Source organism: Kiloniella litopenaei (genome assembly GCF_000982415.1).
Taxonomy (GTDB): domain Bacteria; phylum Pseudomonadota; class Alphaproteobacteria; order Kiloniellales; family Kiloniellaceae; genus Kiloniella; species Kiloniella litopenaei.
On sequence record NZ_LANI01000019.1, the window covers coordinates 142,321 to 154,210 of the forward strand.

The window sequence follows — 11,890 nt, forward strand, 5'->3', positions numbered from 1 at the left end:
TTTAGCCTTTTTTCTCTTCTTTAATTTTTTTACGACTTGCACGGAAACTTGCCCCGGCACCAGCCTTGTCAACCAAACGCCCACGAACCACAGCCATGGCATCGTCTGCCACTGATTTTGTCACTGTTGATCCCGCACCGACAATTGCACCAGCACCAATATCAACCGGGGCAACCAGCGCCGTGTTCGATCCGATAAAGGCCCCCTCACCAATAGAGGTTTTCCATTTATTGAACCCATCATAATTACAGGTAATGGTTCCCGCGCCGATGTTCGCCTTGGCTCCGACTTCGGCATCACCAATATAGCTCAAATGATTGGCCTTTGCGCCCTCACCCAACACAGCATTCTTGGTTTCTACGAAGTTACCAACCTTGCCATCTTTGCCGATCACCGTGCCCGGACGCAATCTGGCATAGGGACCAATTGCAGCCCCCTCACCAATGATCGCACCTTCAAGATGGCTGAAAGCTTTGATATGACAGTTATCTGCAATTGATACCTTTGGACCGATGAACACAGATGGTTCAATGATGATATCCCGACCAAAGACTGTATCGTTTGACAGCCAAGTCGTATCCGGGTCCATTAAGGTAACCCCCTGTGCCATAGCCTTCGCCCGTAAGCGCTGTTGCAAAATACCTTCGGCAACCGCCAGCTCCTGGCGAGAGTTAACGCCCATGACTTCTTCTTCACTTGCCTCAACCGCACGAGTATCCAAACCTTCGGCATAGGCAAAATCAAAAATCACCGGCAGATAATATTCACCTTGAGCATTGTTGTTATCCAGTTGATTGATCAAGCGATATACTGTCGATCCTTCACCCAGCAAAATCCCGGCATTGCAAAGATCAATCGCACGCTCTTCATCCGTTGCATCCGCATGTTCAATAATGCCCATAACGCGGCCATCGCTATCCTGCTTTACGCGGCCATAACGCCCGGCATCCTCTGGACGAAAAGCAAGACCGATAAGCTTTGGCCCATTTTCTTCGCATCTTTGCACACGCATAGCTTGGTAGGTTTCGGGACGAATAAGCGGTGTATCCCCGAAGATCACCATAATGTCGGCCTGATCCTCTGAACCTAAAAAGCCGTCCAACGCAATAAAGGCCTGCTTTACCGCGTGCCCCGTTCCCAAGCGCTCAACCTGTACCACTGTCTTATGAGGTGCCGCCGCTTTTTCAACAGCGGCAGCATCAGGCCCAACAACAACGACAACACGATCTGGCGAAAGAGTCTCCACACCGTCCAAAACATGGGATAGCATCGGTTTTTCAGCCAGACAGTGAAGAACCTTTGGCAAATCTGATTTCATTCGGGTGCCTTGGCCAGCAGCCAAGACAATCACAGCGAGTTTACGTTTCGTCATCGGTCTCTAATATTCGTCGATCAGTGTTTTATCAATCTTGGGGCATCCAAGGATCACAGTTGATTATATCTTTCCACAGTGCTTACCCCCTGCCTCTCTTGGGATCAACCATTAGAATATGTCCTAGCAATAAAAGCAGGCAAAAATATAGCGTGCAAAAATTTGCACAGAAAAAATCTTAGCTCAAATCACCTTTTATTTCTGTGTGTTACACAATGTTTCGTTTTATTACAGCAGGCCCTATTTATAACAGGGGTGCCTTTTCACATTACGACAGGCTTTCCGGAATGAAGATTGAAGATCTCTTGTGGAAAAGATTAATCCTGTTTAGCTTTTGCCAACTACCAAACCGCGTAACATATCAACCTGCAAAGCAAGCTTATCTTCATGACCAAACGCAATGTACTTGTCTTCGACCTGGATGGAACACTTATTGAAAGTGCACCCGACCTCGCTTTATCTCTTCAGATTCTCTTAAAGAGTGAAGGACGAAGAGAACCAGACCTTGTTGAGGTCAAGTCCATGATCGGGGACGGGGCGACAAAGCTGGTTGAGCGCGGTTACGCTGCGACGGGGGCAGCACTTTCAAAAGAAGAACTGAAAGAGAAAGTCAAAAAATTTCTCGACATCTATTCAGAAAACCTTGTGGTAGAAACCCATCTTTACGAAAACTGTCGTAGAGTTCTCGAAAGCCTGAAAGCTGCGGGGTGGAAGCTACTAATCTGCACAAACAAACCCTATGCGCCGACTTTGGAAATTATGAACAGGTTTAACCTCAACGGCTTGTTCGACAAAGCTGTTGGCGGCGATAGTTATACTGTCAAGAAGCCAGATCCTGATCACATTCTTAAATTATTGGAAGAAACAGGCTTCAATCCAGAACAGGCTATTATGATCGGCGATGGTGTTAATGACGTTCTCGCCGCAAAAAATGCAGGAATACCGTCTATTCTTTTTACCCATGGCTACGGAACAGAGGCTGCAAAAGCGCAGAACCCTGACATCATTATCGACGGTTTCCATCAGCTTGAAAGTGCCATTAGCAATCTTGCTTGAAGCTGCGACATTACAGCACGCTTTGACAATAAGTAGGTGAAAAAAGAGAATAAGCCGGATAAAATTGAGCACAATCAATTCTTAAGCATGTCAACTGGCATAATCTGCAACAAGACAGCTAGCCAGAATCTCTTTAATGTTTAAGGTTCGCTAAGTTATTACTGACATGTTGTTTTATCTGTAAATGAAACAACACGCACAATTCAGGAGAGAATAGTTATGGCAAAAATCGCCACCATGGCCCTGGGCCTCGTTATTGGATTAGGTCTGAGTCTTAGTGCCGCCCAAGCTGGCGATGCCGCTGCGGGTAAAAAAGTCTTCAAAAAATGTAAAGCCTGTCACACAATTGATGCTGGTGGAAAAAACAAAATCGGCCCAAACCTGCATGGCATTGTTGGTAAGGCTGCGGCATCTGTTGAAGGTTATAAATATTCCAAAGCAATGCAGGCTTCTGGAATCACTTGGACCGAAGAAAATCTGGCAGAATTTTTCAAAAAGCCAAAGAAATTTGTTCCTAAAACAAAAATGTCTTTTGGCGGGTTGAAGAAAGATAAACAGATCGAAGATTTGATCGCTTACCTAAAAGAAAACAGCTAAACGGAACAGCGATATCGCGAAAAAACCCGGGCCTTTGTTGCCCGGGTTTTTGTTTGTGGCGTTGATAACAATTGCTCCCACGTCATCACGCACCCGTCCGATTTTACAGGCACGCCAAATTTACCCCCGATCACTTTACTAAAAAAGATGGTTCACGTTAGCTACAGTCTCGTAGCACTCTATTCCTATTCGTATTTCTACGTAGATTTTACTACACGTCATTCTTTGGTCTTATCTACGAAGTATGCTATGAAGCCTTTAATATTATTTTGTCTTATTGCTTAATTCTTGAAATATTTAAGGTAATCTTGCTTTAAAATAAGGGAAGAGGCAGTCTTACTCAACTATTCGTTAACCTTAAACAGGCAAGCTAGGCAGTGAAAATTAAGGTTAACAGATAGACCAAACACTTTTAAGCCAAGGCCCTAAACTCCCTTAGGGTCATGGATTCTGTTTTTCGGGGGAAACGGGGAAAGAATGAATTCTGATAATACGGCGAGCAAACCCAAAAGTAACAAAAAGGGTACAGCAAAAGAGCAAAAAAAAGAGGCTCTTAAAGCTTCCGACGTGATCGAAGATGGCGTACCGCCAAAAGAAGAGTGGCAGGTTGACCCCGGCTCAGTTAACTTCGAAGATCCACTTTTGGAATGCGTCTATATGCTCGCATCAATGATGCAGAGACCTATTTCGGTCGAAGCATTAAAAGCTGGGCTACCACATAGTGATGCACATTTCACACCGGACCTAGCGGTTCGAGCCGCCGAGCGAGCTGGTTTAACGGCACGCACAGTACGCCGGGCAAAGATAGAAGATATCCAGCCCGTTACACTTCCTTGTATCATTCTGTTGAAACAAGGTGGCGCTTGTATCCTTCTCAACTACACAAAATCAGGTAAAGCAAGCATTGCCATTCCGGAAGGTCGTGGCCAAAAAGAAATCACCGTGGCCGAACTCCAAGAACAATACACTGGCTATGCCATATTTGCGCGAACAGAGTATAAATTTGATTCTCGTGCATCAGATATTCAGCTGAAAAAGCCGAAAGCCTGGTTCTGGGGCACGCTACTTAAATTCTGGCCAATCTACAGCCATGTTATGTTGGCCTCAATCCTGATTAACCTTTTTGCCATCGCCAGCCCTCTGTTTGTTATGAACGTTTATGATCGCGTTGTACCAAACGGGGCAAGTGCAACTCTGGCAGTATTGGCAATTGGTGTTACCACCGTATTCCTGTTTGAATTTATTATGAAAAACCTGCGAACCTATCTGGTTGATGTCGCGGGTAAAAATGCAGATGTGATCATTGCCAGCAGGTTGCTCGAACAACTAATGGCGATGAAACTGTCCAGTAAACCTCCCTCAACCGGGGCGATGGCAAATAACCTCCGGGAATTTGAATCACTTCGTGACTTCTTTACCTCCGGGACCTTGGTTGCCCTCATCGATTTACCTTTTATTTTCCTCTTTATCTGGATTATATCCATTGTTGCGGCACCACAGGTCGCTGTTATTCCTTTGATTGTTGTACCCTTGGTTATTCTTGTTGGTGTATTCCTTCAAATTCCACTGCGTAAAGTGATCGAGAAAACACACAAGGAATCCAGTCAGAAACACGCCTTGTTGGTTGAAACTATTGATGGACTAGAAACCATCAAGACAACCGCTGCAGAGGGCCGCATACAACGGTCTTGGGAACGTTTCGTTGGTTTGACGGCGGATTCAGCCGGTAAAGCCAAACTCTTGTCCGGCATATCAACAACCTTTGCCCAGCTCTCGATTCAAATGACAACAGTTGTCGTTGTAATCGTAGGTGTTTTCCTGATTATCGAAAAAGAAATGACCATGGGTGCTTTGGTTGCCTCAAGTATGTTGACCGGTCGGGCATTAGCCCCATTGGGCACCATCGCTGGCATGCTGACCAGACTGCAACAATCCCGTGTTGCCCTGAAATCACTTGATAATATCATGAGCTCAGAAGTCGAACGTTCAGCAGATAAAACCTATCTGCACCGCCCGCGCCTGAGTGGTGAAATTGAGCTGAAAAAAGTAACCTTTAATTATCCCGGGCAGGAAGTTAAAGCACTGGATAATGTTAGCCTGAAAATTAAACCGGGCGAACGTGTCGGTATTCTGGGACGCATCGGTTCCGGTAAATCAACCATCGCACGCCTGTCATTGGGTCTTTATGATCCAACCGAAGGATCTGTTCTGGCTGACGGTACAGACATTCGCCAGATTGACCCCGCCGATTTACGCCGGAACATTGGCTATGTATCACAAGATAACTATCTATTCTTTGGTTCTGTGAAAGAGAATATCTCTTTCGGGGCGCCACATGTAGATGACCAGACAATTCTTCGTGCTGCATCACTTGCTGGCGTTACTGATTTCCTAAAAACCCACCCGCATGGATTTGACCTTCAGGTTGGGGAACGCGGAATGTCACTTTCGGGGGGACAACGGCAAGCCGTTGTTATTGCCCGGTCATTACTTCTTGATCCCCCCATACTGTTAATGGATGAACCTACCAGCGGTATGGACAATTCATCGGAAGCCGCCTTCAAACAACGTCTTGCAAAAGCTGTTGTTGGGAAAACTCTGGTACTTGTTACACACCGAAGTTCGCTTCTAACCCTTGTTGATCGTCTGGTTATTGTTGACAGTGGCCGCATAGTTGCTGACGGACCAAAGGCAGAGGTTCTGGAAGCCTTGAAGCAAGGACAAATCCGCGCCAGCGCCGGATAGTTCCCTGACAACAAGACGTAACTAAGAACCATCAAATACAATAGGACACAAGGAAAAGGCCATCATGTCTTCCATGTCTAGAAAAGACGAAGATCTATTATTTGCTCCGGATCTACACGCAGCAACCCTGCGCAAAGGACGTCGCATTGCCTATACACTTACCTTCACTGCCTTCTTGTTTTTCGTAATCTTCGGAACATGGGCAAGTATGGCTGAACTGGACGAAGTTACCCGCGGTGAAGGCACGTTTATTCCGGCACAAAAAACCCAAATTATCCAGAACCTCGAGGGCGGTATCATTACCGAACTAATGGTTCAAGAGGGGGATGTTGTCGAAAAAGGCGATATCCTTCTACGCATTGATAACTCGCAAGCAACATCAACGGTGAAGGATTCAAACCAGCAATTAAAAATTCTTTCTGCAACAGTTAAACGTCTGACAGCAGAATTAAATGATACGCCTTTGGAATACACCGAAGCCGAAAAAGAAAATGCTCCGGAACAGGTAGCGGACCAAACCTCTCTATATAATGCCAGAAAGCTCCAGCAAGAAGCTCAAATCAAGGTTCTCGAAAATCAATCACGCCAAAAACGCCAAGAAGTTGCCGAAGTCCGAAGCCGTATTGGACAGCTCAGGAACTCCCTTGCTTTGGCCCGTGAAGAACGTAACATCACCAAACCTCTCGTTGACAAAGGAATTTCTCCACGTCTTGAGCTTATCCGTATAGATCGTCAGGTTGCCGATTTGGAAGGGGAAATCAAAACATTGCGCACTAGCTTGCCGCGCCTTGAAGGCGCAGTTCTAGAAGCAAAACAACGTATTGATGAAATGATCCTGACAACAAAAGCCGAAGTATCCGACGAATTGAACCGTTCTCGCGCCGAGATGAAATCTCTTAGCGAACGCGTTGCAGCCGGGGTTGATACTGTTCAAAGAACAGATATTAGATCCCCTGTTCGGGGAACAATCAAGGAACTCAAGCGTAATACTGTTGGGGGTGTTATTCGCCCCGGTGAAGATATTGTCGAGATCGTGCCGCTTGATGACACTTTACTTGTCGAAGCCCAAATTCGTCCCTCTGATCGCGCCTTCCTTCGCTCTGGTCAGAAAGCGACCATCAAGGTCACAGCCTATGATTTCTCTATCTACGGTGGACTAGATGGAAAACTGGAACGTATCTCGGCCAGTACGATTAAGGATGAAGAAGGCGAAAGTTTCTATCGCGTTTATCTACGTACAGAAGACAACAAAATTGTCAGCAAAGGAAAAGAACTGGAAATTATTCCTGGGATGACAGCAAACGTAGAAATTCTAACGGGTAAGAAAACCGTAATGGATTACTTGCTAAAACCAATCCTGAAAGCCCGGGATTCCGCGCTCAGAGAAAAATAAGCATTTAGCTCAAATTTGTGATGGTGAGCGTTCAGGCAATTGCTCACCATCAACACAACGTGCACGCGACAAATTTACATCCTGCACACCACAAAAATTAAGACTCTCTTAAGCGGTTCTTTGCCATTTTATAGGCTGCATAAATTTATTATTTTTGGCGAACGCGACGCAGCCCTTGACCCATATTAAGCCGTTACAAATTATTAAAAAGGCCGTATTGATTGCTTCATTGGCTTCTGTGCTTGTACACACGATGCCAATAGAGAATTCGCACGCCCAATCGCTTGGTGATCTGGCAAAGGCGGCGAAGGGGAAAGGAACAGCACTTTTCAGAACGGTTGAGTTCCAGTCCAAATCTTTCAAGGCACTGCCCCAATGGGCGCGCGTTCTAAAAAAATCAAAAGCTGAAATTAAATTACTAAACGCCTGCGCAAACAACGCCGCCAACTGTAAAACACCACAACAGAAATCTTGGCGGAAAATAATCCATTCCGCAAAGAACATGTCCAGACGCCAAAAGCTGGATACCGTGAATAAGTTCTTTAACCGCTGGCCCTATAAACTGGATCACGAAGTCTATGGTGTCAGCGAATATTGGGCATCGCCCAATCAGTTTATGCGGACATCCGGTGATTGCGAAGACTATTCCATTGCAAAATTTTACGCGCTGAAGCAACTCGGCTTTAGCGATAATGAAATGCGTATAGTTATTTTAAAAGACAGTATCCGTGGTATTGGGCACGCAGTACTGGCAATATACGAAAAGAACGATATTCTTATATTGGACAGTCTGTCGAATCTGATACTGACGCATACAAAATATCGTCACTACATACCACAATACTCTATGAATTCGACAACACGTTGGGCACATATCAAGTAAGATGATAATGACAATTCAGATAAGTGCCAAAAATACGAATGCTCCCCGGGGGGAAAGAGCGGAGACCAATGAAGAAAAACGGTAAAGAGAAATTTGAATTTCACGCCATAAACGATATGGCTAGTTCAGAACGTCCCGCAAATCGGCGAACGGTGGTAACTGCTGCTCTGGTTATTGGTGCACTGGTACTCTTATCAATCATTATTCCCGGCGTGATCATTAATGACAGGAAAAGCAGTGTCATTGCCAAGGTCCAGGATCGGCAGGAAATCCTTGCCTCTAGCCGAAGTGAACTTGTCCTGACCTGGCTGGATTCCATTCGGGCACAATCTGACAGGCTTGTCACAAACGAACTCTTTCGCCTTTTCGCCTACGAAGTTGACCTTGCGGGCGGTGATTTTACTCAGATTGTTCCCCCTAAACCCGGCGAAGATCCAGATTCAAACCTTGGTGTATCCCTGTTTGAACAGCTACCGTTTATGGAACGTGTCCTCACTGACTTTACAATCAACAGTGATTTCACAACCAGCTATCTGTTCGGGAAAACCGGGGTTGCCTATCTGACCAGTGGCGGAGCAGATCCTGTTTCAGAACAACAAAAACAACTGGCGATGTCTGCCTTTGGCCGCAAGGAAGTTACCTTTGGCCCGGTTCGTGTTGACGCATCTGGTTTAGTGATGGACCTCTTGTTGCCCGTCTTGCCAGCCCAGTCCGAAGCCGATCAGGAAGAACCTGTGGGTTTGATGCTTCTTACCTTCCCCGTCACCACAAAATTTGGGGAATTTCTCTCTCAACGTGCTTTGTCCGAAGAAGGCGAAGTCACCAGAATGGTCCAGATCACCAACAAGGGGTTCCAGGAAATCATACCACAGGATGCCGAGCTTATCCGCGACATCAAGCTGACGTCTAATAATCAGGATATTTTTGCCTTTGCCTTGCGCCCGACAATCGGGGTTGCCGCAAAAGAAGTTTATTCAGTTGGATCTGCCTTGATCCCGGATCAATTATGGATTTTTCAGGAAGTTGATCGCACCAGTGCTGAAAAAAGCCTGATAGAATTCAGGAACATTGCTTACCTGCTGGCTGGATTTATTGTTCTAATCGTTGCCGCCGTCTTCTTGGCCTTCTGGTGGCGCCTGAATAGTGAGCACAACGGCGCACTGGCCAAACAGTTCAAGGATCTGGCCACTCGCATTCACGCCCAAAAACAGCTGCTGGATAAAATCAATGGCTCTATTGCTGATTTCATTGGCCTGAAAGCCGTTGATGGCAGTTACCGTTACGTCAACCCGGCCTTTGCCAAAGGCGTAGGTCGTGAAGAAGATCAACTACTTGGTATGGATGATGCAGCCATCTTCGGCACAGGCACAGCGGCCAGAATGTCAATCAGTGATCAACGCGCGGTTTCTTCTGGTGGCGTGGTCACCAATAACGAACGCGTCTTCCTCAACAACAAAGAACATCACTTGCAAATCAGTAAGGTGCCCTTTGTTGGCGAAGACAATCAGGTTTCCGGTATTGTCTCTGTTTTCCGTGATGTAACAGAAATTGTCGAAGAACAGCGCAAGAAAGAAAAAGCTGTCAAACAGATGGTGACGGCATTGGTTCGTGCCGTGGAGCTTCGCGATCCCTATCTTGGGGGGCATTCACGCCGCGTTTGCCTGTTTGCTCTGATGGTTGGCAAGCGAATGAACCTTAGCGAGCTAGAGATTGCGACATTGGAAATTTCATCCAATCTATCTCAGATCGGGAAACTGGCTATTCCGCGCCGTATTTTGAACAAGCCCGAACGCCTGACCCCCGAAGAAATTGCCGAGATACAAAAACACCCGGAACATACGCAACAGCTTTTGCGCGGTATTGATTTTGACCTGCCAGTTCTTGAAACAATCATGCAAATGCACGAACGTCTGGATGGCAAGGGCTATCCCCGTGGGTTGGTCGGTGATCAAATTCTTATTACCGCGCGTATCCTTGGGGCCTGTGATGTTTTCTGTGCCCGGATTGAGCCTCGGTCTTATCGTCATGGGCTGGAACCACTCCGTGCTTTGGATATTCTAGAGGAAAACAACGACCGTTATGACACGAATGTCATTATCGCCCTGCGGGACGTGGTTAACTCTGTAGAGGGTGAAAAGCTTATCGCTTCTATTCAGCAATAGGCTTTACCAGATGCAAATGAAAACGCGGCTGTTGAAAGCACTGTCTTCGGGAATATTGCTTTTAACAGTCCTGTATGTTCTCGGGCTGTATTCAACACCTGCAAGTGCATCCCAAAAGCTGGCCGCACGGGAACGTATTCTTGTCAACGCCATGGAATATCCCTGGAGCACAATAGGCAGACTGAACGCAGCCGGACGTGCACATTGCACAGGCGCCATGGTCAGTGAACGTCACGTTTTAACGGCTGCTCATTGTATTTATGACGCAAAAACCGGACGGTGGCTTGCCCCACAGGAATTACATTTCATCGCCGGGTATCAGTTCGAAGAATATAAAATCAAATCCAAAATCAAATCCTACAAAAAGTCAGCGAACTACAAACCGAAAAACGAAGCTTCGGCCCGGAACACAGAAACTGATTGGGCGTTATTAGAATTAACAGACCCCATCGGCACACAAACAGGTTGGTTAAGGCTTACGACTTTGAACAATGAAGTCATAACCAGAATAAACGCCAAACAAGCGGTGTTGATTTCGTCGGGCTATCGTGCAGGTGCCCCCCACGCCCAGACGACGGACTTTAATTGTCAGCCTCCGGGAAGATTTAAACGCTCGGGTACAGAAAAAGAGAACGATGGCATTGCCCACCGCTGTTTCCTGCAAAAGGGTGATAGCGGCTCCCCCCTGCTCCTCTACGATCAACAGGTTTTTTCTATTGTTGGCATTAATGTCATTGGACTTGAAACAGAAAGACGTGGGGTAAACACCTATGTAGGTGCCTTAAATGCCCAGCGGTTTCACCCCGAAAATGGTAAACCAGACACCAAAAGAAGTATTCGAAACCTTGGTTTTTTATGGGACAAAGGTGCTATGCCTGCCCAGACAAGTGAAGTGTCTGCATCGCCAGAGAAAACCATCGCGGCGCTACTTGTACGCAAGGGCTACCTGAGTGGAAATGCCATGAAGATACCTTCGCAGGCGATCATTGCTGCTGAAAACCGATACAAAAAAGAGCAAGGGAAAACACATCTGAAAACAAGTTTACAGCTTTTGGGTGATATTATTCTGTCACTAGAGTAATATGAACTAAGTTTAACCGATAATTCTCATGTCATTCAGATTGATGAAACACCGATATTCATTCAACCAGAGCACCCTTTGTGCAAAACACATATCGAAAAAGTTGCGACAAGCACAAGCATTATCAAGACCAATAAAATAAGTACTACTGTTAAAGGATAAGCCCTCATGGAACATGTATTCACAGATGGCGTTGGCTCCATCACGGTTGTTAATGGTAATGTTCGCATCGAACTACGCCAAATTGTCCGGGACCCCAAAAACGCGGGTAAACTGGTTTCAGAACCGACAACAACACTCATTATGCCGCTATCATCCTTGAAAGACGCAACCGTAAAGCTCGCCAATACCATGGAAAAAATCCAGGCCGACGAGAAAGCCAAAGCCCAAATGGACAAACAGGCCGAAGACGAAGATGCGCTAACGCAGTTGTAAGTTCAAAGCATTTTAAGTTTACTCATCAATCCAACAAAAAAACCTCTCTGATCTATTAATAATCAAAGAGGTTTTTTTATGAATGAATAGAAACGAATACCCAACTCCTCTACGAAAAAAGGCGCCCGAAGGCGCCTCAGATTGCTGACAAACCCCGTCGATTTTC

Annotated in this window: 10 protein-coding genes; 8 read left to right on the forward strand and 2 right to left on the reverse strand. The window is 46.1% G+C overall.

The features are described from left to right. Position 1 precedes the first annotated feature (1 nt). Complete coding sequence (gene glmU / locus WH95_RS13450) at positions 2–1,372, reverse strand: bifunctional UDP-N-acetylglucosamine diphosphorylase/glucosamine-1-phosphate N-acetyltransferase GlmU (protein WP_046508110.1); 1,371 nt, start codon at positions 1,370–1,372, stop codon at positions 2–4. Between the two features lie 387 nt (positions 1,373–1,759). Between glmU and WH95_RS13455 the strand changes: the two genes are divergently transcribed. The 4 genes from WH95_RS13455 to WH95_RS13470 all read left to right on the forward strand — a co-directional run bounded on the left by WH95_RS13455 (position 1,760) and on the right by WH95_RS13470 (position 7,163). After that, the gene (locus WH95_RS13455; RefSeq protein WP_046508111.1) at positions 1,760–2,428 is read left to right on the forward strand and encodes an HAD family hydrolase; all 669 of its coding nucleotides are present in this window, start codon (positions 1,760–1,762) and stop codon (positions 2,426–2,428) included. Positions 2,429–2,647: 219 nt separating this feature from the next. Next, positions 2,648–3,025, forward strand: a complete 378-nt coding sequence (locus WH95_RS13460) for a c-type cytochrome (protein WP_046508114.1) — start codon at positions 2,648–2,650, stop codon at positions 3,023–3,025. Positions 3,026–3,502: 477 nt separating this feature from the next. Beyond that, entirely contained in the window at positions 3,503–5,770 is a 2,268-nt protein-coding gene (locus WH95_RS13465) for a type I secretion system permease/ATPase (RefSeq protein ID WP_052742019.1), read from the forward strand. Positions 5,771–5,834: 64 nt separating this feature from the next. Beyond that, complete coding sequence (locus WH95_RS13470) at positions 5,835–7,163, forward strand: HlyD family type I secretion periplasmic adaptor subunit (RefSeq protein WP_046508115.1); 1,329 nt, start codon at positions 5,835–5,837, stop codon at positions 7,161–7,163. 108 nt (positions 7,164–7,271) lie between these two features. Here WH95_RS13470 and WH95_RS21710 read toward each other — a convergent pair whose 3' ends face one another. Next, positions 7,272–7,667: a hypothetical protein gene (locus WH95_RS21710; RefSeq protein WP_052742020.1), complete on the reverse strand. Its 396-nt coding sequence runs from the start codon at positions 7,665–7,667 to the stop codon at positions 7,272–7,274. Here WH95_RS21710 and WH95_RS20985 point away from each other — a divergent pair. From WH95_RS20985 to WH95_RS13490, 4 genes are all read left to right on the forward strand, one after another. Further along, complete coding sequence (locus tag WH95_RS20985) at positions 7,573–8,046, forward strand: transglutaminase-like cysteine peptidase (RefSeq protein ID WP_245622974.1); 474 nt, start codon at positions 7,573–7,575, stop codon at positions 8,044–8,046. The genes WH95_RS21710 and WH95_RS20985 overlap by 95 nt on opposite strands. A gap of 68 nt (positions 8,047–8,114) precedes the next feature. Then, positions 8,115–10,208, forward strand: a complete 2,094-nt coding sequence (locus WH95_RS13480; RefSeq protein WP_052742022.1) for an HD-GYP domain-containing protein — start codon at positions 8,115–8,117, stop codon at positions 10,206–10,208. 10 nt (positions 10,209–10,218) lie between these two features. Continuing rightward, the gene (locus WH95_RS13485) at positions 10,219–11,289 is read left to right on the forward strand and encodes a trypsin-like serine peptidase (RefSeq protein ID WP_046508117.1); all 1,071 of its coding nucleotides are present in this window, start codon (positions 10,219–10,221) and stop codon (positions 11,287–11,289) included. Between the two features lie 168 nt (positions 11,290–11,457). After that, the gene (locus WH95_RS13490; RefSeq protein ID WP_046508119.1) at positions 11,458–11,724 is read left to right on the forward strand and encodes a hypothetical protein; all 267 of its coding nucleotides are present in this window, start codon (positions 11,458–11,460) and stop codon (positions 11,722–11,724) included. Positions 11,725–11,890: the final 166 nt, after the last annotated feature.

Coding starts and splice junctions, on each gene's coding strand:
- glmU (WP_046508110.1), bottom strand. CDS start 1,372: ATGACGAAACGTAAACTCGCTGTGATTGTCTTGGCTGCTGGCCAAGGC.
- WH95_RS13485 (WP_046508117.1), top strand. CDS start 10,219: ATGCAAATGAAAACGCGGCTGTTGAAAGCACTGTCTTCGGGAATATTG.
- WH95_RS13470 (WP_046508115.1), top strand. CDS start 5,835: ATGTCTTCCATGTCTAGAAAAGACGAAGATCTATTATTTGCTCCGGAT.
- WH95_RS13465 (WP_052742019.1), top strand. CDS start 3,503: ATGAATTCTGATAATACGGCGAGCAAACCCAAAAGTAACAAAAAGGGT.
- WH95_RS13490 (WP_046508119.1), top strand. CDS start 11,458: ATGGAACATGTATTCACAGATGGCGTTGGCTCCATCACGGTTGTTAAT.
- WH95_RS21710 (WP_052742020.1), bottom strand. CDS start 7,667: ATGTTCTTTGCGGAATGGATTATTTTCCGCCAAGATTTCTGTTGTGGT.
- WH95_RS13455 (WP_046508111.1), top strand. CDS start 1,760: ATGACCAAACGCAATGTACTTGTCTTCGACCTGGATGGAACACTTATT.
- WH95_RS13460 (WP_046508114.1), top strand. CDS start 2,648: ATGGCAAAAATCGCCACCATGGCCCTGGGCCTCGTTATTGGATTAGGT.
- WH95_RS13480 (WP_052742022.1), top strand. CDS start 8,115: ATGAAGAAAAACGGTAAAGAGAAATTTGAATTTCACGCCATAAACGAT.